The following is a 25323-nucleotide window of genomic DNA, read 5'->3' on the forward strand; positions in this document are numbered from 1 at the left end:
GACATAAAAAAGCCCCGCGTTATGCGAGGCTTTATGTCTGAGATTGAAGTGCTAAGCGCTTCAGTCAGCAGCGGTTCGATCAGATAGCAGTTACGTTAACTGCAGCTGGGCCTTTCTGGCCGTCCTGAATTTCGAACTCAACGTTCTGGCCTTCAGCCAGAGTTTTGAAGCCGTTACCCTGGATTGCAGAGAAGTGTACGAACACGTCTTTGCTACCGTCAGCAGGAGTAATGAAACCAAAACCTTTAGACTCGTTGAACCACTTAACTTGACCTTTAATCTTTGCCATTTTGCAAAATTCCTTAGAGTGTTTTCTTAGCCCGCAGGCATTAACTGAGATAAAACTGAGACATTACTGCATGAGGCACTAATATAAGGTTCGGCAGAGAAGCGGTATTCAACGACAACGTGTTTACTCAGGACTTCTTTACTGAAAATGCCACACATAAACAGAACTGTACCTCGTTTGACCCAAAACGTGTTATCACACACTATGTTTAATATGGCAAGCCATTTTTAAACATGTCTCGATCCGCCGCACAAATTCGAACAGTGCCTGTCAGGTTTTGCACAATTATGCGCATCACTTACAGACAGCCCTGCTGCGTAACAAAGACCCAGCCTTGCTTTCACAAGCGCTGTAATCTAAGACTTTTTTAACATAGCTCAATCATTACGAAGCGTCCAGCAAACGGGAAAAGAAATCTTACGTCCTGATTGAGTTAGAACAATTTGTGAAAACTTATGCTTAAATCATTGTAACGCGACCAAATTGTTTCAGACAAAAAACACTGTTAATAACCCGCGCCGAACTGTATTAAAATGCACCAACTAATAAACAGTGTTATGCACCAAAATAATGAAATTTTTATGACTCTGCATCAAAAGAAGGCAAGCAAAACGTTTCGATAAAAATAAAACAATCCTGCACGCGTTTCCAGACAGAATATATGCACTACTTTATCGCTTCGTTTATAAGGATAAATATTCACCAATTTTCAGTATCCTGAAAGAATGATTAACTGGTGCTAAATTATCTAGCGCGTCAGTTAACTCCCGCACAGGTTCATCCAGGGATTCATCTGCCAGTTCAAACACGCCCCAGTGAATGGGAAACGCCAGAGGGCAGCCCAGCTGCTGCCACAATGCCACCGCCGATTGCGGATCCATATGATGGACTGCCATGAACCAGCGTGGGGCATAGGCTCCAATCGGTAACGCGGCTGCATCGATATGGCCCAGGCGTTCTGGTATCAACAGTAGTTCAGGCGAATACCCCGTATCTCCGCTGAACCAGAAACGATGATGTCGACCTTCCATAACCCAGCCGCACCATAATGAGCGATTGCGGTTCCACGGCGTGCGCATACTCCAGTGCTGTGCCGGTACGGCGGTTAGCGTCATTCCCTGCCAGGTGAAGCTCTGCCACCAGTCGAGCTCAACCACGCGTTTTGCCCCCCGGCGGCGAAACCAGCCGGCCAGGCCCAGCGGAACAAAAAAACTGACCTCGGGGAAGCGTTTGAGAATACGGCGAATGGTCGCGTCATCAAGATGATCGTAATGATTATGGGAGATGACGACCGCATCAAGCTGATGGAGTTGATCGACTGACAGAGCGGGAGGCGTTTTGCGCTGTGGTCCCAGGAAAGGGAGTGGAGAAGCGCGCCGTGAAAAAACCGGATCGGTAAGGATGATATTGCCGTCCAGCTGCAGCATCACGCTCGCGTGTCCCAGCCACCACACCCCATCTTCATGAGGTTGCGTAAGCTCAACCGGTTGCCACCACTGTTGGATAAAGTCTTTATAACCCAGCGCGGGTGGCTTCGGTAAACCGGCCTCTTTACGCGCTTTGCGCCAACGGTCAAGATCGCCGGGTTGATGTCCGACAGGATCGGTATTACGAAAACCGTTCGGGGTGTGATGTTTCAGGGAGGGGTCATACCAGGGATTTTTCCAGACCACAGCCACCTCCCAGCATAAAAAGATTAACGCTCAGCCACCAGGCGGATAAAGTCGTCTTCGTCTTTGCTATCTTCAGCGACCGCGTCTTTCGGCGCGTCTTTCTCTTCCGGTTCGTTAGCCTCACACAGACGGCGCAGCAGCGCATTCTGACGTTTTTGCTGATCGAGAAGCGCTTCCAGCAGTTCAATCTGCTCGTTAGTACGGGAACTGGCGCGGTTCACGAAAAACCAGATGACCAGGCCCACAAGCAGAACAACCAAAGAAATCATCAGGGATGCCATATTCAGCAGCCCTGAATTCAGTAACTCACCCATTTCACCACCTCAATAAAAACGTCTATTTTACCACTGGTGTGAAGGAAGGAAATCACCTTGAGAAAAAATGCGTATTACCACGGGATAAACTTATTGATTGCGCAAACGCCGCTAAAAAACTGTACATCCTGATCGCACATCACATTGATCGTCTGCGTCCATAACACCACGCACGCTATCAGCACGATAATCAGAATTACCCAGCGTATTTTTTTCACTCCGCACTCCGTCTAAAAACCTGATGTAACGAGGTTATCACGCTTATCTTAAACAAGGACTAACTGTACTGCCATCGCGCTTTTTTTCAGAATCCTGCACTTGTTTCATCGTGTAAACCGTTTACGCTAGCTTTATGATAACAACGACAAAAGAGGTTAATGATGCGCTTCATCATTCGAACAATTATTGCGCTGGCCATCGTCTGGATTGGCCTTCTGCTCACGGGTTACGGTGTGCTCGTGGGAAGCACCGAGAACGCAGCCGGGTTAGGGATTCAATGTAAATATTTAACAGCACAGGGCGTGAGCACTGCGCAGTATCTTCATACGGACAGCGGGATCGTTGGCTTGACCCACTGTCCGGTCCTGCGTAAGACATCCGTCGTGATTGATAATGGCTAATCGGCCGGTGAAATGACTGGCAAAAAAACGCCGCAACAGAGCGGCGTTTTTTTATACGAGCAGAGGTTAAAACGGGTAGTCGTGGTAACCCATCTGTTCAGAAATCTTACGTGCGGCAGTGTGCAGAATAGCCACATATTCATGCAGGCGCTCTTCGGAGAAGCGTAAGGTTGGGAAGGAGATACTCAAGCCCGCGATCACAACCCCAAAGCGGTCAAACACCGGAACGCCGATGCAGCGAAGCCCCTCTTCCTGCTCTTCGTTATCTTCGCCATACCCCTGTTCGCGTACGCGATCGAGCACCGTTAAGAGCGCGTCCGTGCTGGTAATGGTTCGGGAAGTACTTTGCTTGTATTCCACGCCTTCGAGGATCTGCTTCACTTCTTCACGATCGCGCCACGCCAGCAGAACCTTACCAATCGCGGTGCTGTAGAGCGGATTGCGACGACCAATACGCGAGTACATGCGCAGATTGTACATGGAGTCGATTTTATGGATGTAAACAATGCTGTCTTCGTCCAGCGCGCCGAGATGGATGGTCTCTTTGGTCAGGCGAGAGATTTCACGCATCTGAATATCAGCGCTGCGGATCAGGTCAACATTTTGTAGCGCACGGGCGCCCAGCTCAAACAGCTTCAGCGTCAGAGAGTATTTTTCAGATTCGCCTTCCTGGGCAACGTAGCCCAGCGACTTCATGGTTTGCAAAAAGCGATATACGGTGCTTTTAGACATCATCACGCGCTGCGACAACTCTGTAATACCTATTTCACGCTCTTCCCCCAGCGCCTGTAAGATGCCAAACACCTTCAGCACGGAAGAAACAGAATCTGGCTGTTTATCCAAATCCGCAATAGCCATTTACCACCTCATAGAGAGTGTTTTATAAAAATCAGAACCGGTTTTTATTATAAGTTCCCGTCATGTCACCTGCAATCAATCCGCGTTTACTTCGTTACAAATCTGCGACATATCGCGGCTGTAACAATGCTAAAATAGTTACCCTGAGAATAATTTCACGCTGAGCTTTTTTAATCCTAATGGAAAAGACCCTTTCCGATGGCCTGCCTTTACCCCAGCGGTATGGCGCTATAGCGACCATCATTATTGGTATCTCAATGGCCGTCCTTGACGGCGCAATCGCGAACGTTGCCCTGCCAACCATCGCCAGCGACCTGCACGCCTCTCCCGCCAGTTCGATATGGATCGTTAATGCCTATCAGATTGCGATTGTGGTTTCCCTGCTCTCGTTCTCTTTCCTGGGCGATATGTTCGGTTACCGTCGGGTGTATCAGTGCGGTCTGGTGGTTTTCACCTTCACGTCCTTGCTATGCGCCCTTTCAGATTCGCTGCATACCCTGACGCTTGCACGAATTGCGCAGGGTTTTGGCGGCGCGGCGCTCATGAGCGTAAACACGGCGTTGATCCGCTTAATTTATCCGCAGCGTCATCTGGGGCGCGGCATGGGGATAAACTCGTTTATTGTCGCCGTCTCTTCCGCCGCCGGGCCAACCATAGCGGCGGCGATCCTTTCCGTTGCGTCATGGCAATGGCTGTTTGCTATTAACGTGCCGCTGGGCATTGTCGCTATATTCTTTGCCCTGCGCTTTCTTCCCGCTAACGGTCCCAAAAGCACCATGCCGCGCTTCGATGTGGCGAGTGCGGTGATGAATGCCCTGACCTTTGGCCTGCTGATTACGGCGCTGAGCGGCTTTGCGCAGGGACAGTCTCTGATGCTTACCGGCGCGGAGCTCATTGCCCTGCTGGCGATCGGCTTCTTCTTTGTTCGCCGCCAGCTCACTCTCCCCGTGCCTTTACTGCCGGTAGATCTGCTGCGTATTCCCCTTTTTCCCTCTCCATTTGCACGTCCGTCTGCTCGTTCTGCGCCCAAATGCTGGCTCTGGTATCTTTGCCCTTCTTTCTGCAGAGCGTGGTCGGCCGTTCAGAAGTGGAGACCGGCCTGCTGTTAACCCCCTGGCCGCTGGCGACCATGGTGATGGCGCCGCTGGCAGGTTACTTAATTGAACGCGTCCATGCCGGTTTACTGGGAGCATTGGGGCTTGCGGTGATGGCGACAGGCCTTTTCGCGCTGGCTCTGCTACCGTCATCGCCAACCGATCTGGACATCATCTGGCGCATGATCCTGTGCGGCGCAGGGTTTGGCCTGTTCCAGTCCCCTAACAATCACACCATCATCACCTCCGCGCCGCGCCATCGCAGCGGTGGTGCCAGCGGCATGCTGGGGACCGCGCGCCTTCTGGGACAAAGCAGCGGCGCTGCGCTGGTCGCCCTGATGTTTAACCTCGCCGGGCAAAACGGCAACCATGTTGCGCTTCTCACCGCGGGAGTCCTTGCTTCCCTCGCGGCGGTCGTCAGCGGCCTGCGGGTGACCCAGCCCAGGGTTCAGGCATAAAAAAAGCCGGGCGGAGTGTTCTCCTGCCCGGCTATTAGAGTTCTTAGCGTTACTTCAGATATTCCCCACTGCGCAACGCTTCGATACGTTTATCCAGCGGCGGGTGAGACATAAACAGCTCGCTCAGCGATTTGGATTTACCGTTAATGCAGAAGGCCATCATGCTGTTCGCTTCCTGCGGCTCGTAGCTGGTTTTCAGGCGCTGCAGAGCGGCAATCATCTTCTCACGACCAACCAGCTTCGCCGAGCCGGCATCCGCGTGGAATTCACGGTGGCGGGAGAACCACATGGTGATGATGCTGGCCAGAATACCGAATACCAGTTCCAGAACCATCGAAACGGCGAAGTAGATCAGCGGATTGCCGTTGCTCTCTTCACCTTCGTCACGGTTTCCGCCCATAAAGCCAGCCGCGATCTGCGCCAGAATACGGGAGATGAAGATTACGAAGGTGTTCACCACGCCCTGAATCAGGGTCATGGTCACCATATCACCGTTGGCGATATGGCTGATTTCGTGGGCAATAACCGCTTCGGCTTCGTCACGGCTCATGTTCTGCAGCAATCCGGTGCTGACGGCAACCAGTGACGCATCGCGACGCGCCGTCGGCGAAAGCGTTAATGTCCGGGGCATGGTAAATCGCCACCTGCGGCATGGCGATCCCGGCCTGACGGGATTGCTGAGCCACCGTATTCATCAGCCACTGTTCCATGTCGTTACGCGGTTGTTCAATAACCTCACCACCTACCGATTTCAGTGCCATCCACTTCGACATCAGCAGGGAGATGAACGAGCCACCAAAACCAAACAGCAGCGCCATAATCAACAGACCCTGAACGCTGCTCGACTGAATTCCTGTCAGGCTTAGCACGAGCCCGAAAACCACCATGACCGCCAGGTTGGTGAGCAGGAAGAGCGCGATTCGCATCATAATTTTCTTTTTACCTCAGTTTAACAAAACGCACTATGCGATTACCCACATCGTATGGGTATTGCGGCTATTTTCAAGCATCCGGCAGGCGTAAGTCACCAGAAAGACACAACTTTACACAATTGGAAATCTGGCTGACGGAAGGATGCAGAACAAAAAGAAACAGGCACAATTTCTTGTGCCTGTTGGGAGGTTATTTTGCCGGAGCGGGCTGTACGGCAGGTTTCTCTTTTTCCTGATTCGCCAGGTCGAGAGCGATATGCACCGTCTCGTCCAGATACGGATCCGGCTCCTGGTAATCTTTTGGCAGATCGTCCAGTTTCTTGAGCAGAGGCTTACCTTCGCGCTTGAAGCGATCGTTGATACGCGCCAGGCGGGTTGCATCGTCTTCGTTGTTCTCTTTCTCACGCTGTGCGTAGTTCAGAGAAACGATATTCCGCTTATCTTTCAGGGCATTGAATCGTGCAATGTCCTTCATGATGTACTGGAACTCCGGATCTTTCGCGATGCGGTCGTTATGCGCTTTCAGCAGTTCAGGGCCAAATTGCGTCATATCACCCGCTTTCACGTAGGTCGCGGCATTGATGCTGTCCCACGGCAAGGCGTTATCTTCAAACTTCTCGCCGGTTTCCGTCTCTTCCGTGCCTGTCGGCATCATGATGTCCGGCGTTACGCCCTTACGCTGCGTACTGCCGCCGTTCACGCGGTAGAATTTCTGAATGGTGTACTGAACCGAGCCCAGCGCAGGCCATTCCGGACGCAGCATCTGATCGTAAATACGATTCAGAGAGCGATACTGCTGAACGGTACCTTTACCGAAGGTTGGCTCACCGACGATCAGCGCGCGGCCATAGTCCTGCATTGCAGCGGCAAAGATTTCAGACGCGGAAGCACTGAAGCGGTCAACCAGAACCACCAGCGGGCCTTTGTAGTAGACTACACCGTCGTTGTCGGCATCTTCACGCACTTTACCGTTGTTATCGCGCACCTGTACCACAGGACCAGATGGAATGAACAGACCGGAGAGTGAAACTGCTTCCGTCAGCGCCCCGCCGCCGTTACTGCGCAGGTCGATGATAATGCTGCTGACGTTCTGCTTTTCAAGCTTCTGCAGCTGAACCTTCACATCGTCAGTCAGCCCCACGTAGAAGCCAGGAATATCCAGAACACCTACCTTCTCTTTACCCACGGTTTTCACCGACATTTTCACCGCGCGTCTTCCAGACGGATGCGCTCGCGGGTCAGGGTAACGATACGGGTTTTGGTGCCTTTACCGGCAGGCAGAATTTCCAGACGAACCTTGCTGCCTTTCGGACCTTTGATCAGCGCAACCACGTCATCGAGACGCCAGCCGATCACGTCGACCATGTTCTGGCCTGTTTGTCCTACACCCACAATGCGATCGCCTACGCTAATCGCTTTGCTTTTGGATGCCGGGCCACCCGCGACCATGGAATTAATCACCGTGTAATCATCATCCATCTGCAGCACCGCGCCGATACCTTCCAGAGACAGGCTCATCTCGGTATTGAACTGTTCGGTGTTGCGTGGAGAGAGATAGTTAGTGTGCGGATCGATTTCGTGCGCAAAGGCGGTCATCGCCAGCGAGAAGACATCCTCACTGTTGGTCTGCGCCAGACGACGAATGGCGAATTTGTAACGACGCGTCAGCGTGTCACGGATCTCTTTTTCGTCTTTGCCGGTCAGCTTAAGACTCAGTTCGTCGTATTTAACTTTACCGTCCCACAGCGCATTCAACTCGGCTTCGTCTTTCGGCCAGGGTGCTTTACTGCGATCCAGATTAAAGGTGTCAGTACCGGTGAAGTCCATCGGACGTTCCAGCACTTTCAGCGCGTACTGATAGCGTTCAAAGCGGCGCTTTTGCGACAGGTTGTAGAGATCGTAGAACAGATCCAGCTTGCCTGAACGCAACTCGTCACCCACCTCGGATTTGCGCTTAGCGAACTGCTCGACATCGCTGGCGAGCAAAACGTTATGGCTGTAATCCAGCAAGTTCAGATAGCGGTCAAAGATTTTGGCCGAAAAGGCCTGATCGAGATCGAACTGACGATAGTGCGAGCGGGTAAAACGTGAGGTCACGCGCTCGCTCACCGTCGCGTGCTGCGTCTCTTCCTTGAGAACCGGAATTTGATCAACACGCGTAATATCGTCCACTGCAAAAGCGTGACCTGTTATGGCAAACAGGCCCGCCAGCGCGGTGAGCTTAAAAAAAGTGTTCATGCCAGGCTTGGCCTCCGTTTCAGAACAACAAGTGTTCTGCGCGTACAATCATTGACATACCAGAAGTCAGCTGTACACGAACGCCATCTTTGGTGATTTCCAGTACGGTGGCGTCCATAGCATTGTTACCCGCTTTTACCTTCAGTGCCTGACCTACGCTCAGGGCGTTAATGTCAGAAACCGGCGTATGGCGCGGCTCTTCACGAGGGGCTCGCGGGGCTTTTGCTGCTGGTTTGTCTGCACGCGGTTTGCGATCGTTATTATCGTGACGGCGCGGCGCAGGGCGTGGTTTACGCTCACGACGAGGCGCTTCTTCCTGGCCGTTTGCCGCTGCGGCTTCGCGTTTTTTCGCCTGCTGTTCTGCACGTTGTGCCTGAACGCGTGCTTTGGCTTCTTCAAGCTGCTTACGCGCGTGCTCAACGTGCTGCTCGTCCAGCTCACCACACGGGTTGCCGTCGAGATCCACGCGGGTCGCGCCAGGTTTTATACCGTACAGGTAGCGCCAGCTCGAAGTATAAAGACGTAAGGCGGAACGCAGCTGAGTTTTGCTGAGGTTCATTTCCCCTTCAACACGCGCCACCAGATCCTGAAAAATACCGACTTTCAGGGGACGAGCTTCACCTTCCGCGCTGAAGCACTGCGGGAAACGCTCGGCCAGAAATGCGATAACTTCTTTACTGCTATTCAACTTAGGTTGATTTTCCATGAAATTTCCTGATTACAACGGACGTTGCCAACAAGCGCAGGCATGAACAGGCGTCATTATAATGACGCTATCAGTAAATGCTACGTTATCCGTTGATTATCCTGCGACGCTCGCAAAGAATTTTTGATAATCGGTTGCAGCGAGTACGTTTTCCAGATTCGCCACCAGCTCGCGCAGCCCCTGTTCGTCCTCGGTTGTAAAGCGACTGAAGACCGTACTGTCGATATCCAGAACGCCAATAATCTGATTTTTGACCACCAGCGGCAGAACGATTTCAGAATTACTGGCGGCATCACAGGCAATGTGCCCGTCAAACGCATGAACGTCTTCCACACGCTGGACCTGATTTTCGGCCACCGCCGTGCCGCATACGCCACGCCCTACCGGAATACGCACGCAGGCCAGTTTGCCCTGGAACGGGCCGAGCACCAGCGTTTCACCTTCCAGGAGGTAAAAGCCAGCCCAGTTCACGTCAGAGAGACGTTCAAACAGCAATGCGCTAGTATTTGCCAGAGTGGCTAAGAAGCTGGTCTCACCCGCCATCAATGCCTTAAAATCGCGGTTCAGATCCGCGTAGAATTCTGTTTTGTTCATTATTCAATCACTTAGTTGTCTTACAAATTTACCGCATAGCCTATTAAAATAAGCATTAAATGCGCTCATGCTCAAGATGAATCCGTTCATGAGTTATTATAACTTTCAACAATACTTATTTGTGCGCAGCTGATGGCCTTAAAAACAACCAAAATTACGCCGACAAGAAAGATAACTGTCCATACGGTGAGCGAAGCTTTGCCACGTGCACATTATCAGCGTTGCCCCCAGTGCGATACGCTTTTTATGTTGCCGAAGATGAAATCGCACCAAAGTGCCTTTTGTCCCCGCTGCGACGCCAAAATTCGCGACGGCCGCGACTGGTCGCTCACCCGCCTCGCCGCCATGGCCGTCACCATGCTGCTGCTGATGCCCTTCGCCTGGAGCGAACCGCTGCTGAAACTCTACCTGCTTGGCGTACGCATTGACGCCAACGTGCTGCAGGGTATCTGGCAGATGACCCGTCAGGGCGATCCCATCACCGCTGCCATGGTGCTGTTCTGCACCGTTGGCGCGCCGCTGGTGCTGGTCGCCGCCATTGCCTATCTGTGGTTTGGCAATATTCTCGGCATGAACCTTCGCCCGGTTCTGCTGATGCTGGATAAGCTCAAAGAGTGGGTGATGCTGGATATTTATCTGGTGGGCGTGGGCGTTGCGTCAATAAAAGTACAGGACTACGCCTTTTTGCAGCCCGGCATCGGACTTTTTGCTTTCATCAGCCTGGTATTGCTGAGCATCCTGACGCTGATCCACCTGAACGTTGAACAGCTCTGGGAGCGATTTTACCCTCAGCGCCCCGCCACGCGTCCTGATGAAAATCTGCGCGTCTGCCTGGGATGCCACTATACCGGCTTGCCAGACGCGCGTGGGCGCTGCCCGCGGTGTCACATTCCGTTGAGACTGCGGCGCAACAACAGCCTGCAAAAATGCTGGGCCGCGCTGATCGCCTCCCTGGTGTTTCTGATCCCAGCCAATATGCTGCCGATTTCCATCATTTACGTGAATGGCGGGCGTCAGGAGGATACTATCCTCTCCGGGATTATCTCCCTTGCGCACAGCAACGTCGGGGTGGCGGCGATCGTTTTTATTGCCAGTATCCTGGTTCCCTTTACCAAAGTGGTGGTGATGTTTACCCTGCTCATCAGCATTCACTTAAAGTGTGAACAAGGTTTGCGAACCCGCATTCTGCTGCTGCGGTTCGTCACCTGGATTGGCCGCTGGTCAATGTTAGATCTGTTCGTGATTTCGCTGATGATGTCGCTCATCAATCGCGATCAGCTACTTGCTTTTACAATGGGACCCGCGGCTTTTTATTTCGGCTCTGCGGTGATATTGACTATTCTTGCTGTGGAATGGCTGGATAGCCGCTTACTTTGGGATGCACATGAGTCAGGAAACCCCCGCTTCGCCGACTGAAGCGAGAATTAAAACAAAACGCCGCATTTCGCCATTCTGGTTGCTGCCCGTCATCGCCCTGATGATTGCAGGCTGGCTGATCTGGACGAGCTATGAAGATCGCGGGAGTACCGTCACCATTGATTTCCAGACCGCCGACGGCATCGTCGCCGGGCGAACGCCCGTTCGCTTCCAGGGGGTTGAAGTGGGTACGGTTCAGGACATCTCCCTTGGAAAAGGGCTGAACAAGATTCAGGTGCGGGTCAGTATTAAATCTGACATGCAGGATGCCCTGCGCAGCGAAACGCAGTTCTGGCTGGTCACGCCAAAAGCGTCTCTGGCCGGCGTGTCAGGGCTGGATGCGCTCGTGGGCGGTAACTATATCGGCATGATGCCGGGTAAAGGAGAGCCGCAGGATCACTTTGTTGCCCTGGATACACAGCCCAAGTACCGTCTCAATAACGGCGATTTAATGATCCATCTGCAGGCGCCGGATCTCGGTTCTCTGAACAGCGGTTCGCTGGTCTATTTCCGCAAAATCCCGGTTGGCCGCGTGTACGATTACGCGATCAACCCGAATAAACAGGGCGTCACCATCGACGTGCTGATCGAGCGTCGCTTCACCAATCTGGTGAAAAAAGGCAGCCGCTTCTGGAACGTCTCCGGCGTGGATGCGGACCTCAGCCTGAGCGGTGCGAAAGTGAAGCTGGAGAGTCTGGCCGCGCTGGTGAATGGTGCCATTGCCTTTGACTCCCCGGAAAATTCAAGCCCCGCCACCGCGGATGACTCATTTGGATTGTACGCAGACCTGGCGCACAGCCAGCGCGGCGTGATCGTCAAACTCGCCCTGCCCGATGCTAAAGGGCTAAAAGCCGGTTCAACGCCGCTGATGTATCAGGGGTTGCAGGTTGGTCAGCTCACCAAAATGACGCTCAACCCGGGCGGCTCGGTCACCGGCGAAATGACTGTCGATCCGAGCGTGGTCGACCTCCTGCGCGAGAAAACGCGTATCGAAATGCGCAGTCCAAAGCTCTCTCTGAACGATGCCAGCCTCAGCACGCTGTTGACCGGCAATACATTTGAGCTCATCCCCGGTGAAGGTGAGCCCAGCAATAGCTTCGTGATTGCCCCGGCGGATAAATCCCTGCTGCAAAAGCCGGGCGTAGTGACCGTCACGCTGAATGCGCCAGAAAGTTACGGAATCGAAGCCGGTCAGCCGTTAATTTTACACGGCGTGCAGGTCGGCCAGGTGCTGGAGCGTAAGCTCTCCGCGAATGGCGTGACCTTCTCGGTCGCCATCGATCCGCAGTACAGCGACCTGGTGCACGGTGACAGCAAATTCGTGGTGAACAGTCGCGTCGACGTGAAGGTGGGTCTGGACGGCGTGGAGTTCCTCGGTGCCAGCGCCAGCGAATGGGTTAACGGCGGCATCCGCATTCTGCCCGGTGATAAAGGCCCCGTGCGCGACAGCTATCCGCTGTATGCCAACCTGGAGAAAGCGGTTGAAAACAGCCTGAGCGATCTCCCTACCACCACGCTGACATTAAGCGCCGAGACGCTGCCGGACGTACAGGCAGGTTCCGTGGTGCTGTATCGCAAGTTTGAAGTTGGGGAAGTGATCGCCGTTCGCCCGCGTGCGGACGCGTTTGATATCGAACTGCATATCAAGCCGGAGTACCGCAAGCTGCTGACGCCAAACAGCGTCTTCTGGGCCGAAGGCGGCGCGAAAGTTCAGCTTAACGGTAACGGGCTGACCGTGCAGGCCTCCCCGCTCTCACGCGCGCTGCGCGGGGCGATAAGCTTCGATAATCTCAGCGGCGCGGGCGCGAATCTGCGTAAAGGCGATAAGCGTATTCTCTTCCCGTCCGAAACCGCCGCACGCGCCGTGGGTGGACAGATTACCCTGCACGCGTTTGATGCCGGCAAGCTGGCGGAAGGCATGCCAATCCGCTATCTGGGCATTGATATTGGACAAATCCAGAAGCTGACGCTGATCACCTCGCGCAACGAGGTGCAGGCCACCGCCGTGCTGTACCCGGAATATGTGCAGACCTTCGCCCGCACGGGTTCGCGCTTCTCGGTGGTGACGCCGCAGATCTCGGCCGCGGGCGTTGAGCATCTCGACACCATTTTGCAGCCGTACATCAACGTTGAGCCGGGCCAGGGCAATGCCCGTCGTGATTTCGAACTGCAGGAAGCCACGATCACCGACTCGCGCTACCTTGGCGGCCTGAGCATCGTGGTGGAAGTGCCGGAAGCGGGCTCGCTGAGCATCGGCACGCCGGTACTGTTCCGCGGCATTGAAGTGGGTACGGTCACGGGCCTGACGCTCGGTACGCTCTCCGACCGCGTAATGGTGGCGTTACGCATCAGCGAACGCTACCAGCACCTGGTCCGTAATAACTCGGTATTCTGGCTGGCATCCGGCTATTCGCTGGACTTTGGCCTGACGGGAGGCGTGGTGAAAACCGGCACCTTCAACCAGTTCATTCGCGGCGGTATCGCGTTTGCCACGCCGCCGGGCACGCCGCTGGCGCCGAAAGCGCAGCCGGGTAAACACTTCCTGCTGCTCGAAAGCGAACCGAAAGAGTGGCGCGATTGGGGAACCGCCCTGCCGCGTTAATCTGACAGGCTCCGGTGTCAACGCACCGGAGCCTTTATGTTACACTGCGCACCTGAACTTTTCCCTGTGGTGTGCCCGTGGCTCAAAACTCCGTATTTCTTCCTGAACAATTCCTGGCGCAGATGCGCGAGGCGCTTCCTTCTCACCTGTCGTTAGACGATTTTATCGCCGCCTGCCAGCGTCCGTTACGCCGAAGTATTCGCGTCAACACGCTGAAAATCAGCGTCGAGGATTTTCTGGCGCTGGTCTCGCCGTACGGCTGGCAGCTTACGCCGGTCCCGTGGTGCGCCGAGGGGTTCTGGATCGAACGCGATGACGAAGCCTCGCTGCCGCTGGGCAGTACCGCTGAACATCTGAGCGGTCTGTTCTATATTCAGGAAGCCAGCTCGATGCTGCCGGTGGCCGCCCTGTTCGCCGATGGCAATGCGCCTGAACGCGTGATGGATGTTGCCGCCGCTCCTGGCTCAAAAACCACGCAAATTGCCGCCCGAATGGGTAACCACGGGGCGATCCTCGCCAACGAGTTTTCCGCCAGCCGCGTGAAGGTGCTCCATGCCAACATTAGCCGCTGCGGTATTCATAATGTTGCCCTGACGCACTTCGACGGACGCGTGTTTGGCGCCGCCTTACCGGAAGCCTTCGATGCCATTCTGCTGGACGCGCCCTGCTCCGGCGAAGGGGTGGTGCGTAAAGATCCCGACGCGTTAAAGAACTGGTCAGTTGAAAGCAACCTTGAGATCGCCGCCACGCAGCGCGAGCTGATCGAGAGCGCATTCCATGCCCTGCGCCCAGGCGGCACGCTGGTCTATTCAACGTGTACCTTAAACCGCGATGAAAACGAAGACGTCTGCCTGTGGCTGAAAGCGAACTACCCGGAGGCAGTTGAGTTCCTGCCGCTTAACGGCCTGTTTGCCTCGGCACAGGAGGCGGTCACGCCGGAGGGTTTCCTCCACGTGTTCCCGCAGATTTACGACTGCGAAGGGTTCTTTGTGGCGCGTCTGCGTAAAACGCAGGCCGTTGAGCCCCTGCCCGCGCCTAAATTTAAGGTCGGCAACTTCCCGTTTGCTCCCCTTAAAGGTCGCGAAGCAGCACAGCTTGAAGCCGCCGCCAAAAAGGTTGGGCTGTTCTGGGATGAGAGCCTGCACCCCTGGATGCGTGATAAAGAGATATGGCTGTTCCCGGCTCAGATCGAGCCGCTTATCGGAAAGGTCCGTTTTTCCCGAATCGGTATCCGCCTGGCGGAAGTGCATAATAAAGGGTATCGCTGGCAGCATGAGGCCGTTATCGCCCTTGCCGGATGCGAGAATACCTTTGCCCTGACGCATCAGGAAGCCGAAGAGTGGTACCGCGGTCGCGATGTCTATCCGGACAGCACACCATCTGGCGATGAAGTGATAGTGACGTATCAGGGATATCCGCTGGGGCTGGCAAAAAAGGTCGGTTCAAGGCTGAAAAACAGCTATCCGCGCGAGCTGGTTCGGGACGGCCGCCTGTTTACCGGTAACGATCGCACAGCCTGAAAAAAGCGCATTTTTTTACTGGCGATTTTGCTCTCCTTGTCTACGATCAGAAATGGGTGATCGCACTGGTCATACCAGATTTTGACAACCGACCCGGAGAGCACTATGACGAAAACCAGCGTGCGTATTGGCGCTTTTGAGATCGACGACGCAGAGCTGCGCGGCGAAGCACAAGGCGATCGAACGTTAAGTATTCCCTGCAAATCCGACCCGGATTTGTGCATGCAGCTCGATGCATGGGATGCAGACACCAGCGTCCCGGCAATACTTGATGGTGAACATTCTGTCCTTTACCGTGAGCATTACGATAGTAAAACCGATGCCTGGGTCATGCGTCTTGCCTGACCTAAAGAGAACCCGCCCGAAGGCGGGTTATTTATTACTGCAGCTGCGCCAGCGTGAAGTAACCGTCGAAAACAGCCCCCGTATCAATGTAGTGAAGATTATTAAAATCGTATCTTCTGTCGAGAGGCGTATGCCCAAACCAGAAATGATCCGCGCCGCTGATGCCCTCTCCTTTGCCCACCATAAATCCCATCAGCCTGTCGCGGTTCCATAAGACGCGCTGGGCGCTAACCGGTTTTTGCCACCGGTATTCCGCGGCCGGATAATCCGCATGGGCAATCACATTCAGACCGTTCGCACAGGTTATCTCGATGATATGCGGTAAATCGCGACAGGCATCGAGCAACGACAGGGCAAGCTGTTGCTGGTCGCGTTCAAGATGCGAAAACCATATTCCGCCATTCATCGTCCAGAGTGAAAAATCGTTATTATCCAGACTGTCGAGAGCCATTTGCTCATGGTTTCCCCGCACGGCACGAAACCATTTTTCATGAATTAACTGCAGGCATTTAACGCTATCAGGGCCACGATCGATCACATCCCCGACCGAAATAAGTAAATCCTCATACGGGTTAAAGTGACGGCGTTTAAGCTCATCCATAAGCCACTGGTAACAACCGTGTATATCGCTGACAACCCAGATGTGGCGCCACATCCCACCTTCAATTCGCTGATACATAGAACCTCCTTTAAACAGTATAGCCGCCGCAGAAAAGGCGACAGGCCGGCGCGGTCGTCACGAAGTGAAACAAACGGTAAACCAAACAGAAATAAAGATCCTCGCGCTATTAATCCCTTTTTATTGGCTCTTTAGAATAAGGGTATAAAAAAAGAGGGGTCTTCACGTGTCTAATACGCACCTGCATAACGATGTTTTCTATCCGCATCGCACAAACATTATTTCCGAGCTGGTGAACGGCAAACGCGTGCCGGGTCCAATCTGGCGTAAACGCGAATATCGCCTTAAATTCCTTTTACGCTCGCTTCTGTTCTGGTCTTCTACCCATCGCATGCTGGAAGCCCTTTCGGGTCGCGACGATTTCGACAGGCTGCTGGCCTCTCAAATTACGTTGCCCAGCAAGACCCACCGACAGTATCTGATGCGCGGCCTGACGGCTAACGATCGCGCCGACGCTATCGTCAACCACTACTACTGGATTGATAGCCTGAGAGAGAGCGGTCTCGCTCAGGCCCTGAGCAGCCCGCAGGAGCAAACCGTTGTGCAGTTCCACGCCAAAGACGGTGTAACCTATACGGTCAATGCCTCCTCTGCGGGGAAAGCCGAGCGCGAAGGCGAAAGCACGCTATGGCTACGCGACAACGAGGATACGCTGCTGGCCAGCCTGACCTTTAGCGTCGCGCGCAGTAACGGTCAGCAAGTCATGGTTATCGGCGGGCTTCAGGGGCCCCGCCGCAGCGTATCGCGAGACGTCATTAAGCAGGCCACCCGCGCCTGCCACGGCCTGTTCCCTAAGCGCGTGTTGATGGAAGTTCTTTTTCAGCTGGCTGCGCAGTCATCTGTCCGGGCGATTTTTGCCGTCAGCGATGAGGGACACGTTTTCCGCGCGTTGCGATATCGCCTGAGCAAAGGCCGCCATTTCCACGCCAGCTACGATGAATTTTGGGCATCTCTGGACGGTAAAAAGCTTTCGGCCTTCTGCTGGCAGCTGCCGCTGCAGATGGAGCGTAAATCCCTTGAAGAAATTGCCAGTAAAAAACGCGCCGAATACCGCCGTCGCTTTGAGCTGCTCGATAAAATAGAGGCGTCCGTGAAGTCCCACTTTTAAGCCTGGCCGACGTCTTCGCTCACTGCATAGCGGATGCATTCCGTTTAAAAAAAGAATGGTAAAGCAGCCCACTATTGCACAGGGCGAGGGCGCTCAGTTAGCATTGCGCGAAATGAAACCGGCGAATGCGTTGGGAAGAGCGCAATGTGGGCGCAAAAATGAGGGACTTCGGTAATGATCTATGACTGCTTCTTATATTACGATGAAGATATGCTTCTCGAAATCAGGCTGAACACGCTTGCGGACGTTGTCGATCGCTTCGTTATCGTTGAGTCAACGCATACCTTTACAGGTAAAAAGAGGCCGCTGCATTTTGACATTAATAAATACAGCCAGTTTAAAGATAAAATTATCTACGTTGTTCATGATAAAGAGCCGATTACGAAAGCTGCTGAAGAATCACACCCGGCTCGGGAGGTGATTGCGGGTCTGCCAGAGGGAATGGTGGTGGATGCGTGGGCAAATGAAGCCGCGCAGAGGAATGCCATCATGCAGGGTTTGACGCAGGCCAGCGATGATGATTTGATTTTAGTTTCCGATGTCGATGAGATATTTTCACCACAGGTGGTAGCATCGATAAATCCCAAAAAGCTCTGCACCACTATTTATCAGAATTTCTATAATTATCAGTTCAACCTGCAGGTTTTTAATACTGACAACACGCCAAGAAAATGTAAATTACCGAGAGCCACACAATATAAAAATCTCGTTAGTTTCTTTGGCGGCGAACCTGAATCATTCAGGAATCTTAAACGCACCCGAAGCGTTAAAAACTGGTCCTGGCTAAAGTGGAACTGGTTCAAGATTAACAACAGCATTATTGACAATGGTGGCTGGCACTTCTCGTGGGTAATGACACCCGAGCGCATCTCAGAAAAAATGTCGACCATATCCCATACTGAATACGATCTTCCTGAGTTTAACAACCCGGAACACATCATGAAGGTCATTAAAAATGCGGAAGATATCTGGGGGCGTGACAGGACGTTAATTAAGCAAGAGCTAACGGTTGAAAACTTCCCGGAGTACATTGTCCGCCACAAAGACAAATTCAGCGCGTTCATTATTTAACTTAGGGCTGCCCTTTTGCTCGCCAGAAGGCGTTTGCTCAGCGGTCGCTCGGCCACAAAATTTTAACAAAGATCCCAAAAAACCCTGGACGCACGCGGTCCTGAGTATGTTATGGTTTAGACAGGATATGGAATGTTCGAGAAAGTTTCGGGTGATTTAGAGTCAACACCGAACAATGCTTTGAAAAACATACAGATAAAAAGAGACCGAATACGATTCCTGTATTCGGTCCAGGGAAATGGCTCTTGGGAGAGAGCCGTGCGCTAAAAGTTGGCATTAATGCAGGCTAAGTCGCCTTGCCTTTTAAGAATAGATGACGACGCCAGGTTTTCCAGTCCACAGCAAAAGCGGTCGGAAAAAAAGCGCCAGAGCATCATTAAAAGTGAAAAACCGCAGTGCTTTCGCAAGCATCTGCGGTTTTTTATTGGAAACCCGAACGTTAGCAGAGCTTGTCGGCGCGCTCGATAAATGGCGCCAGACTCATTTTTTGTCCCGGATGCGCCGGGTCATCGATCTGAATAATGCTAATCGGCTGGCCGCTGCTCTTGCCGCTGGCTACCTGCTGCTCTGCGGTATCATTTAGCGGGTATTGCACCAGCGTGCTCGGATTGATGGCATACAGCGCATGACCTGGACGGCAGGTCAGCATCACCTCTTCGCGATTGAACGCCCATTTGTCCTTACCCACTTCAAAACGACTCACGGTGATAACCTGCGGTGCGGCAAGCGCGCTCCCCGTACAGGCCAGCAATAAGAGAGAAAGTACTGTCTTTTTCATATGATATTTAACCTTGTCAGAAGGGTTCCCAGGTGGCGAACAGACTGACCGTTGCCAGCACCAGCGCTCCCAGCACCACTTCTGCCTGTGTCATCCTGATAAAAATCTGTTGTGCTCGCCCGCTCTCCGGACGAAACCGTGGCACCAGAAAATACCGATTTGCCAGCGCAATTACCACCATCAACGCCACCAGCGCACATTTGAACAACAAAAACCGCACGTAGCCAGCCTGCCAGGGAATATCGAGGCCCAGTATCATGAGCGCATTTATCACCCCGGAGAGCAGGACGCCCGCAACGGCGTAATGCCCCACGCGCGAGAAGCGCATCATGGTAAAGATGGCGGCATTCTGCCAGCGCCCTTTCGCCAGGCGCATGCAGAACAGCAGGGGCAGTAATCCGCCAAGCCAGGTGGCGGCACATATCAGGTGAAAAGCATAATTAAGACGCTGCAGCGCCCCCGTCGGACCGTCGTTCATCGCCGCGTGCCCTACCCCAGCCAGCAGGATAAGCTGGCCCATTGCGAGCAGCAGCAGCCGCGAACCTTTCAGCGGCGCGAGCCATGCCGCACCGACCGTCAGCGCAGCGAGGATTATTTGCCACAGCCAGACGCCGCCAAACCGGGTTCCCATCACGCTGAACCAGATCTGTGGCGCAAACACATCTCCCCAGCCGTTGCCCATCAATCCACCCTGCAGCACAAACATCAGGACTGCTGCCGCCAGGCTCACTAAGGCCGCCACTTTCTGCTGCGACTGAAAACGCCGGGACAGCAGACGGTGGAGAGAGGAAGGCGCAAACCAGACGCTGTAAAGCGCATTGCCAAACACCAGCATCAGCGCCCCGAAATGGATAAAGCGTAGCCCGATATAACACAGCGCCAGCATGCTATTTCACGCTAAAGTGATAGCTGCCTTTGGTTTTATGGCCGTCCACGGAGACCACATGCCAGTCCACCTGGTAACTCCCTGACGCCAGCGTTTGTTCCAGCGGCACGGTGAGCTGAGCCTTGTTCTTTTCGTCGCGCGTAGCGGTTCCCGTTTTGATGGCCTGCTTTTGCGCATCCGTTACCACCACACCGCTAAATCCAGGTTCGATACCTTCTGAAAAATTCAGCGTAAGTGCCTGCGGTGCGGTCACCACGCTGTCTGCTGCCGGGATCTGCTGTTTAAGATGTGCATGTGCCAGCACGGAAGGCGTCATCATTGTCGAGGCCACAAAAACCAGTGCGCAGACCGCGCGGGAAGCGGAGAAACCCATCCTATCATTCCTTTTTGTTATGTCTGTGTGCTAAAGAATAACGCTGTATAATAAACGAGTCGAGGATCATCCTGCCTCCGCTTGTCATCGTCGTGCAATCGCGGTAACGTTGCCGCCGCATAAAAAGGAGAAGGTAATGAAGATCAATCTGGCCGCCCTTCCGCAGGACGAGATGGATAAAGTGAATGTCGATCTCGCTGCCGCTGGCGTCGCGTTCAAAGAGCGTTACAACATGCCCGTCGTGGCTGAAGTCGTGGAACGGGAACAGCCCGCCCATCTGCGCGACTGGTTTCGCGAAAGACTCATCGCCCACCGCCTCGCCTCGGTTAACCTCTCCCGTTTACCGTACGAGCCTAAAGTTAAATAAGCTTAACGAGTCGTTACATTTCCTTACGCGGAATCTGGCAGGATAAGAAAACCCTGATTATTTTAGGTGTATCCTTAAATCTCTGCGACTCAGTGTATAAGGAAGTCACGATGTCACATTGGAATATAGCGGCAGCCCAGTATGGCGGGCTGCATCAGACTGTAGATGACCATGTTAAGCACCACCTGCGCTTCATCGCCGAAGCAGCACGGCAGCGGTGCGATCTGCTGGTTTTCCCTGAACTCTCATTAACGGGCTCTGGCGCGCCGACGTTACCTCCCCCGCCCGATGACGCGCAGCTGGAGCCGCTGCTCAACGCAGCACATCAACACCAGATCACCGTTATTGCCGGGCTCCCCCTGGAGCAGAATGGCCAGCGCCAGAAAGGCCTTGTGCTGTTATCGCCCGCTCGCCATCGCATTTTGCGCTATCCGCAAGGGCGCGGTGCCAGCCTCGTGCCGGGGGATAAACACCTTACCATCCTTGATGCACATCCCGATTCGCCCAATCTCGATCACCGGGCAACGCTTGTTACCAGCTGCCAGTCGGTGGGAGATAATCGCTGGCGGCAGTCCATCAGTAACCTGCAGCGCTTCGCGCATAAATATGCCATTGCGGTGCTGATGGCGAACGCCTGCGGCGGCAGCGCGCTGTGGGATGAAAAAGGCCAGCTGATCGTGCGCGCGGATAAGGGCGAGCTTCTGGTGACCGGCACGCTCGGCGGAGAGGGTTGGCAAGGCGATATCATTCCTTTAGGCTAGGCGTTTTAAGCTCAGGAGTTTTCAATGCTGCGCGTCATCGATACCGAAACTTGCGATCTTCAGGGCGGAATAGTGGAAGTGGCCTCTGTCGACGTGGTTGATGGTAAAATCGTCAACCCAATGAGCCATCTGGTGCGTCCCGATCGCCCCATCAGCCCTCAGGCGATGGCTATCCATCGCATTACCGAATCGATGGTGGCGGATAAGCCGTGGATCGAAGAGATCATTCCTCACTACTACGGTAGCCCGTGGTACGTCGCGCATAACGCCAGCTTTGACCGCCGGGTGTTGCCTGAAATGCCGGGGGAATGGATTTGCACCATGAAGCTGGCGCGTCGTCTGTGGCCGGGGATTAAATACAGCAACATGGCGCTGTACAAGTCCCGCAAGCTCAGCGTTCGTACCCCTGAGGGGCTTCACCATCACCGCGCCCTGTATGACTGCTATATCACCGCCGCGTTGCTGATTGATATTATGAATATCTCTGGCTGGACGCCGGATGACATGGCGACGATCACCGGACGTCCCGCGCTGCTGACCACGTTTACCTTTGGTAAATATCGCGGGAAGCCGGTGTCCGAGGTGGCGGATAAAGACCCGGGCTATTTGCGCTGGCTGTATAACAACCTCGACAGAATGAGCCCGGAGCTGCGCTTAACGCTGAAACATTATCTGGGCGACGCTTAACGCTCCGCACGGCCTGGCAGTGTGTCCTGCGCCAGGCCTATTAAAAAGGCATATTCCAGCGCAACCCCTTCGTACGATTTAAATCGCCCCGATTTCCCCCCGTGTCCGGAATCCATATCGGTACACAGCAGCAGCAGATTGTCATCGGTTTTCAACTCCCGCAGTTTTGCCACCCATTTTGCCGGCTCCCAGTATTGCACCTGAGAATCATGCAAACCGGTGGTGACCAGCATATGCGGGTAGGCTTTCGCCTCGACGTTATCGTACGGGCTGTACTCTTTCATATAGCGGTAGTACATCTCATCCTGCGGATTCCCCCACTCCTCAAACTCCCCGGTAGTAAGGGGAATGGATTCATCGAGCATGGTCGTGACCACATCGACAAACGGAACCTGCGCGACAATCCCCTTAAAGCGGTCGGGACGCTGGTTGATCGCCGCCCCCATCAGCATGCCGCCCGCGCTGCCCCCCATCCCAAAGCAGAGCTGCGGATCGCCGTAGCCCTGCTCAATCAGCGCATCGCAGACGTCGAGATAGTCATTGAAGGTGTTTTTCTTCTTCAGGAATTTCCCGTCTTCATACCAGTGCTGGCCCAGCTCACCGCCGCCGCGAATATGGGCGATGGCGAAAACAAAACCGCGATCGAGCAGGCTTAACCGGCTGCTGCTGAAATCGGCGTCCATGCTTGAGCCATACGAGCCGTAGCCGTATACCAGGATCGGGTTTTTGCCTTTCTGGAAATGGGCCCGATGGTAAACAAGAGAGACCGGCACCTCCACGCCATCACGGGCGGTGACCCACAGGTGCTCGCTGCGGTAGTTTTCGGACTCAAACCCTTTTACCTCGGTCTGTTTAATCACCTGGCGCTGCCTGGTATCCATATCCAGCTCAAACAGGGTGTCCGGCCTGGTCATGGAGGAGTAGCCGTAGCGCAACCGCGACGATTCGGGTTCAGGGTTGAACCCAATCCACGTCACGTAGGCCGGGTCATCAAACGCAATCCCCACCACTTCCCGGGTTTTACGGTTGATTTGCCGGATACTGGTCAGCCCGCGCTGACGCTCTTCCACCACCAGCCAGTCGGTAAACAGGGTGAACCCTTCCAGCATCACCTGATCCCGCGCGGGGATAAGCACCTCCCACTTGCGCTCATCGCGCACTTTGGTTTTATAGAGACCAAAGTTTTTGCCCTCGCGATTGGAGCGCAAATAAAAGCTGTGCTGGAAGTGATCCAGGCTGTACTCGTGATCCTTACGGCGCGGCAGGAAACAGAGCGGCTGGGCATCCGGCAGTTCGGCATCCAGCAGCAGAACTTCCGACGTCGTCGCGCTGGCAAGGAAGATAATCACATAGTGGCGTGAGGAAGTTTTATGCAGGCTGACATAGAACGTTTCGTCTTTCTCTTCATAAACCAGCTCGTCGTCAGCGGAGTCTGTTCCCACGGTATGTCGCCACACCTGGTAAGGCAGCAGCGTCGACGCGTGCTTTTTGACGTAGTAAACCGTCTCGGAATCATTCGCCCAGACAAAATCCGGGGAGACGTTTTCCAGCATTTCCGGATACCAGTTGCCGGTCTCCAGATTGCGAAACCGCAGGCCGTACTGGCGGCGGGAGAGATAATCCTCCGCCAGCGCCATCACCGCGTTGTCGGGCGAAATGGACATACCGCCCAGGGTATAAAACTCGCTGTGGGCGGCGCGCTGGTTGGCATCCAGCAGAATATCCCACTCATCCCATTCGGCGCTTAACACCGACTGTCGCTGGTAGATGGGATACTCATTGCCGGGCTCGTAAATATGGCGATAGCGATAGCCGTTTTTGGTCCAGGGCGCGGAGATATCGCGCTGAGGAATACGCTGCACCATTTCATTCAGGAGCTGGTCCTGAAGCGTCTGCTGGCTGGACATGACCTTGCGGCCATAGTCGTTTTCCTCGTGCAGGTAGTCGAGTACCTCTGGCCGGGAGCGCGAATCGTCCCGCAGCCAGTAATAGTTGTCTATACGCGTATCGCCATGCGTGGTGATCGCATAAGGAGTACGTCGGGCTTTCGGTGGCATGTCATCATTCTTTTAAGTTTTACACCCTATAAGGTTGGCAAAACCCACGCATGATGCAAGCGAAACAGCGTCGCGACGGCGACGGTTAACCCTGTAACGCCTGTTTTTGCTCCCGGATATCCCGCTCAATACCCTCGCGCACGTCCTGAGGGATCTTTAGCGCATCGCCCAGAGCGTTAAGGTAGCTGCGCTCCATAAAATGATCGATATCGATGGCGGCGCAGCTGAGGAAATAGAGCTCCAGCGCCTCTTCCTCATTTTTCACACTCTGCGCAAGACGCTGCGGCTCAAGCGGCTGTTCTATCGCCTGCGCCACCAGCGCTCTTCCCTTCTCTTCTACACCGGCTTCGCGCAGCTGCTGCTCGATGGCCGATCGTTCTTTATCGTCAATATGCCCGTCGCTTTTCGCGGCAAAAACCAGCGCAAGAATGAGCCGTTCGGTACGCAGATCCAGCGGCGAGGTGTGCTCGCCGTAATGCGGTTCATCGCTGTGCGCGGTCCGTACCCTGTCCTTATATTTATTCCACAGCACGGTGCCCGCGATGGCGCCGCCGCCGGCCAGCAGCGCGCCTGTACCATACTTTGCCAGCAGCTTGCGTGAGGATTTATTCGCGACCAGCAGGCCTGCCAGCCCGCCGAGCGCCCCGGGTACCAGCAGTTTGCTGAGGTCCCGTTCGCCAGACGATGTTTTCTGCCCTAACAGGGATTGCAGTTGATTTAACCAGCCAGACATGGTTTCCCTCACTTAACGGTGAACATGTTTCACAGCGTAAGCGAGCGGGCGTCAGGAAATGTCTGGTCGGGCTAAAGATGCGCAAATTTCTGCCCCCTCGTTTAGCCCTGCACAAGACAGACGCAAACGTTTTCGTTTATACTGCGCGCAACTTTTTCAGGGGG

At 54.1% G+C, this 25323-nt stretch carries 23 protein-coding genes and 4 pseudogenes; 11 read left to right on the top strand and 16 right to left on the bottom strand.

All coding sequences use genetic code 11. The features are described from left to right. Positions 1-79 precede the first annotated feature (79 nt). The 5 genes and pseudogenes from cspE to mgrB all read right to left on the bottom strand — a co-directional run bounded on the left by cspE (position 80) and on the right by mgrB (position 2494). Positions 80-289, bottom strand: coding sequence for a transcription antiterminator/RNA stability regulator CspE (gene cspE / locus ACZ6J2_RS04755; protein WP_001062678.1), 210 nt, complete (start codon positions 287-289; stop codon positions 80-82). A gap of 13 nt (positions 290-302) precedes the next feature. Continuing rightward, positions 303-447, bottom strand: a pseudogene (locus tag ACZ6J2_RS04760) (DUF2627 domain-containing protein). A 525-nt stretch (positions 448-972) separates the two neighbouring features. Then, complete coding sequence (locus ACZ6J2_RS04765) at positions 973-1962, bottom strand: MBL fold metallo-hydrolase (RefSeq protein WP_471724973.1); 990 nt, start codon at positions 1960-1962, stop codon at positions 973-975. 23 nt (positions 1963-1985) lie between these two features. Continuing rightward, entirely contained in the window at positions 1986-2276 is a 291-nt protein-coding gene (locus ACZ6J2_RS04770; protein ID WP_029741994.1) for a YebO family protein, read from the bottom strand. A 74-nt stretch (positions 2277-2350) separates the two neighbouring features. Then, positions 2351-2494 carry a PhoP/PhoQ regulatory lipoprotein MgrB gene (gene mgrB, locus ACZ6J2_RS04775; RefSeq protein ID WP_006175995.1) on the bottom strand — a complete coding sequence of 48 codons (144 nt, stop codon included), beginning with the start codon at positions 2492-2494 and terminating at the stop codon, positions 2351-2353. A 162-nt stretch (positions 2495-2656) separates the two neighbouring features. On the opposite strand from mgrB, the gene ACZ6J2_RS04780 reads away from it, so the two are divergent. Beyond that, positions 2657-2896, top strand: coding sequence for a YobH family protein (locus ACZ6J2_RS04780; RefSeq protein ID WP_033145832.1), 240 nt, complete (start codon positions 2657-2659; stop codon positions 2894-2896). Positions 2897-2962: 66 nt separating this feature from the next. Here the strand turns inward: ACZ6J2_RS04780 and kdgR are convergent, their stop codons facing one another. Next, positions 2963-3754: a DNA-binding transcriptional regulator KdgR gene (kdgR, locus tag ACZ6J2_RS04785; protein WP_023312208.1), complete on the bottom strand. Its 792-nt coding sequence runs from the start codon at positions 3752-3754 to the stop codon at positions 2963-2965. A 179-nt stretch (positions 3755-3933) separates the two neighbouring features. Between kdgR and ACZ6J2_RS04790 the strand changes: the two are divergent. After that, positions 3934-5306 (top strand): annotated as a pseudogene (locus ACZ6J2_RS04790) (MFS transporter). Positions 5307-5355: 49 nt separating this feature from the next. On the opposite strand, the pseudogene htpX reads toward ACZ6J2_RS04790, so the two are convergent. From htpX to ACZ6J2_RS04810, 4 genes and pseudogenes are all read right to left on the bottom strand, one after another. Then, positions 5356-6235, bottom strand: a pseudogene (gene htpX / locus ACZ6J2_RS04795) (protease HtpX). Positions 6236-6428: 193 nt separating this feature from the next. Then, positions 6429-8476, bottom strand: a pseudogene (gene prc / locus ACZ6J2_RS04800) (carboxy terminal-processing peptidase). A 19-nt stretch (positions 8477-8495) separates the two neighbouring features. Further along, a complete protein-coding gene (proQ, locus tag ACZ6J2_RS04805) occupies positions 8496-9182 on the bottom strand; it encodes an RNA chaperone ProQ (RefSeq protein ID WP_014884292.1) in 687 nt (228 codons plus the stop codon). 96 nt (positions 9183-9278) lie between these two features. Then, on the bottom strand, positions 9279-9776 hold the full coding sequence (locus tag ACZ6J2_RS04810; protein ID WP_008500476.1) for a GAF domain-containing protein: 498 nt from the start codon (positions 9774-9776) through the stop codon (positions 9279-9281). 132 nt (positions 9777-9908) lie between these two features. Between ACZ6J2_RS04810 and yebS the strand changes: the two genes are divergently transcribed. From yebS to ACZ6J2_RS04830, 4 genes are all read left to right on the top strand, one after another. Next, positions 9909-11192 carry a membrane integrity lipid transport subunit YebS gene (gene yebS, locus ACZ6J2_RS04815; RefSeq protein WP_471724974.1) on the top strand — a complete coding sequence of 428 codons (1284 nt, stop codon included), beginning with the start codon at positions 9909-9911 and terminating at the stop codon, positions 11190-11192. Continuing rightward, positions 11161-13794 carry a PqiB family protein gene (locus ACZ6J2_RS04820; RefSeq protein WP_471724976.1) on the top strand — a complete coding sequence of 878 codons (2634 nt, stop codon included), beginning with the start codon at positions 11161-11163 and terminating at the stop codon, positions 13792-13794. Before yebS ends, ACZ6J2_RS04820 begins: the two co-directional genes overlap by 32 nt. 77 nt (positions 13795-13871) lie before the next feature. Continuing rightward, the gene (gene rsmF / locus ACZ6J2_RS04825) at positions 13872-15314 is read left to right on the top strand and encodes a 16S rRNA (cytosine(1407)-C(5))-methyltransferase RsmF (RefSeq protein ID WP_471724978.1); all 1443 of its coding nucleotides are present in this window, start codon (positions 13872-13874) and stop codon (positions 15312-15314) included. Positions 15315-15419: 105 nt separating this feature from the next. Continuing rightward, complete coding sequence (locus ACZ6J2_RS04830) at positions 15420-15659, top strand: YebV family protein (protein WP_008500472.1); 240 nt, start codon at positions 15420-15422, stop codon at positions 15657-15659. A 34-nt stretch (positions 15660-15693) separates the two neighbouring features. On the opposite strand, the gene pphA is transcribed toward ACZ6J2_RS04830, so the two are convergent. Beyond that, entirely contained in the window at positions 15694-16338 is a 645-nt protein-coding gene (gene pphA, locus ACZ6J2_RS04835; protein ID WP_471724979.1) for a protein-serine/threonine phosphatase, read from the bottom strand. A 166-nt stretch (positions 16339-16504) separates the two neighbouring features. Here pphA and ACZ6J2_RS04840 point away from each other — a divergent pair, with 166 nt between their 5' ends. Then, the gene (locus tag ACZ6J2_RS04840; protein ID WP_471724981.1) at positions 16505-17446 is read left to right on the top strand and encodes a VirK/YbjX family protein; all 942 of its coding nucleotides are present in this window, start codon (positions 16505-16507) and stop codon (positions 17444-17446) included. Between the two features lie 174 nt (positions 17447-17620). Then, positions 17621-18517, top strand: coding sequence for a glycosyltransferase family 17 protein (locus tag ACZ6J2_RS04845; RefSeq protein ID WP_471724983.1), 897 nt, complete (start codon positions 17621-17623; stop codon positions 18515-18517). A gap of 439 nt (positions 18518-18956) precedes the next feature. Here the strand turns inward: ACZ6J2_RS04845 and ACZ6J2_RS04850 are convergent, their stop codons facing one another. From ACZ6J2_RS04850 to yobA, 3 genes are read right to left on the bottom strand one after another with little or no spacing between them, the layout of a single operon-like run. After that, complete coding sequence (locus ACZ6J2_RS04850; protein ID WP_033145840.1) at positions 18957-19295, bottom strand: YebY family protein; 339 nt, start codon at positions 19293-19295, stop codon at positions 18957-18959. A 16-nt stretch (positions 19296-19311) separates the two neighbouring features. Beyond that, positions 19312-20181 carry a copper homeostasis membrane protein CopD gene (gene copD, locus ACZ6J2_RS04855; RefSeq protein ID WP_471724985.1) on the bottom strand — a complete coding sequence of 290 codons (870 nt, stop codon included), beginning with the start codon at positions 20179-20181 and terminating at the stop codon, positions 19312-19314. A gap of 1 nt (position 20182) precedes the next feature. After that, the gene (gene yobA / locus ACZ6J2_RS04860) at positions 20183-20554 is read right to left on the bottom strand and encodes a CopC domain-containing protein YobA (protein WP_471724987.1); all 372 of its coding nucleotides are present in this window, start codon (positions 20552-20554) and stop codon (positions 20183-20185) included. Positions 20555-20690: 136 nt separating this feature from the next. On the opposite strand from yobA, the gene ACZ6J2_RS04865 reads away from it, so the two are divergent. The 3 genes from ACZ6J2_RS04865 to exoX all read left to right on the top strand — a co-directional run bounded on the left by ACZ6J2_RS04865 (position 20691) and on the right by exoX (position 22369). Further along, positions 20691-20921 carry a DNA polymerase III subunit theta gene (locus ACZ6J2_RS04865; RefSeq protein WP_008500465.1) on the top strand — a complete coding sequence of 77 codons (231 nt, stop codon included), beginning with the start codon at positions 20691-20693 and terminating at the stop codon, positions 20919-20921. A gap of 110 nt (positions 20922-21031) precedes the next feature. Continuing rightward, the gene (locus tag ACZ6J2_RS04870) at positions 21032-21682 is read left to right on the top strand and encodes a nitrilase-related carbon-nitrogen hydrolase (protein ID WP_471724989.1); all 651 of its coding nucleotides are present in this window, start codon (positions 21032-21034) and stop codon (positions 21680-21682) included. 24 nt (positions 21683-21706) lie between these two features. Further along, positions 21707-22369 carry an exodeoxyribonuclease X gene (exoX, locus tag ACZ6J2_RS04875; RefSeq protein ID WP_010432611.1) on the top strand — a complete coding sequence of 221 codons (663 nt, stop codon included), beginning with the start codon at positions 21707-21709 and terminating at the stop codon, positions 22367-22369. Here the strand turns inward: exoX and ptrB are convergent. Together ptrB and ACZ6J2_RS04885 are read right to left on the bottom strand one after the other, a co-directional pair. After that, a complete protein-coding gene (gene ptrB, locus ACZ6J2_RS04880) occupies positions 22366-24426 on the bottom strand; it encodes an oligopeptidase B (protein WP_471724991.1) in 2061 nt (686 codons plus the stop codon). The two genes, exoX and ptrB, sit on opposite strands and share 4 nt — an antisense overlap. Before the next feature lie 85 nt (positions 24427-24511). Continuing rightward, the gene (locus tag ACZ6J2_RS04885; RefSeq protein WP_024909700.1) at positions 24512-25159 is read right to left on the bottom strand and encodes a tellurite resistance TerB family protein; all 648 of its coding nucleotides are present in this window, start codon (positions 25157-25159) and stop codon (positions 24512-24514) included. Between the last annotated feature and the right edge of the window lie 164 nt (positions 25160-25323).

It is taken from the genome of Enterobacter sp. E14S, assembly GCF_055666685.1.

Excerpts from the sequence above, each read along its gene's own strand:
- cspE (WP_001062678.1), bottom strand. The coding sequence starts at position 289 with ATGGCAAAGATTAAAGGTCAAGTTAAGTGGTTCAACGAGTCTAAAGGT.
- ACZ6J2_RS04770 (WP_029741994.1), bottom strand. The coding sequence starts at position 2,276 with ATGGGTGAGTTACTGAATTCAGGGCTGCTGAATATGGCATCCCTGATG.
- ACZ6J2_RS04780 (WP_033145832.1), top strand. The coding sequence starts at position 2,657 with ATGCGCTTCATCATTCGAACAATTATTGCGCTGGCCATCGTCTGGATT.
- kdgR (WP_023312208.1), bottom strand. The coding sequence starts at position 3,754 with ATGGCTATTGCGGATTTGGATAAACAGCCAGATTCTGTTTCTTCCGTG.
- proQ (WP_014884292.1), bottom strand. The coding sequence starts at position 9,182 with ATGGAAAATCAACCTAAGTTGAATAGCAGTAAAGAAGTTATCGCATTT.
- ACZ6J2_RS04810 (WP_008500476.1), bottom strand. The coding sequence starts at position 9,776 with ATGAACAAAACAGAATTCTACGCGGATCTGAACCGCGATTTTAAGGCA.
- yebS (WP_471724974.1), top strand. The coding sequence starts at position 9,909 with ATGGCCTTAAAAACAACCAAAATTACGCCGACAAGAAAGATAACTGTC.
- ACZ6J2_RS04820 (WP_471724976.1), top strand. The coding sequence starts at position 11,161 with ATGAGTCAGGAAACCCCCGCTTCGCCGACTGAAGCGAGAATTAAAACA.
- ACZ6J2_RS04830 (WP_008500472.1), top strand. The coding sequence starts at position 15,420 with ATGACGAAAACCAGCGTGCGTATTGGCGCTTTTGAGATCGACGACGCA.
- pphA (WP_471724979.1), bottom strand. The coding sequence starts at position 16,338 with ATGTATCAGCGAATTGAAGGTGGGATGTGGCGCCACATCTGGGTTGTC.
- ACZ6J2_RS04845 (WP_471724983.1), top strand. The coding sequence starts at position 17,621 with ATGATCTATGACTGCTTCTTATATTACGATGAAGATATGCTTCTCGAA.
- ACZ6J2_RS04850 (WP_033145840.1), bottom strand. The coding sequence starts at position 19,295 with ATGAAAAAGACAGTACTTTCTCTCTTATTGCTGGCCTGTACGGGGAGC.
- copD (WP_471724985.1), bottom strand. The coding sequence starts at position 20,181 with ATGCTGGCGCTGTGTTATATCGGGCTACGCTTTATCCATTTCGGGGCG.
- yobA (WP_471724987.1), bottom strand. The coding sequence starts at position 20,554 with ATGGGTTTCTCCGCTTCCCGCGCGGTCTGCGCACTGGTTTTTGTGGCC.
- ACZ6J2_RS04865 (WP_008500465.1), top strand. The coding sequence starts at position 20,691 with ATGAAGATCAATCTGGCCGCCCTTCCGCAGGACGAGATGGATAAAGTG.
- ACZ6J2_RS04870 (WP_471724989.1), top strand. The coding sequence starts at position 21,032 with ATGTCACATTGGAATATAGCGGCAGCCCAGTATGGCGGGCTGCATCAG.
- exoX (WP_010432611.1), top strand. The coding sequence starts at position 21,707 with ATGCTGCGCGTCATCGATACCGAAACTTGCGATCTTCAGGGCGGAATA.
- ptrB (WP_471724991.1), bottom strand. The coding sequence starts at position 24,426 with ATGCCACCGAAAGCCCGACGTACTCCTTATGCGATCACCACGCATGGC.
- ACZ6J2_RS04885 (WP_024909700.1), bottom strand. The coding sequence starts at position 25,159 with ATGTCTGGCTGGTTAAATCAACTGCAATCCCTGTTAGGGCAGAAAACA.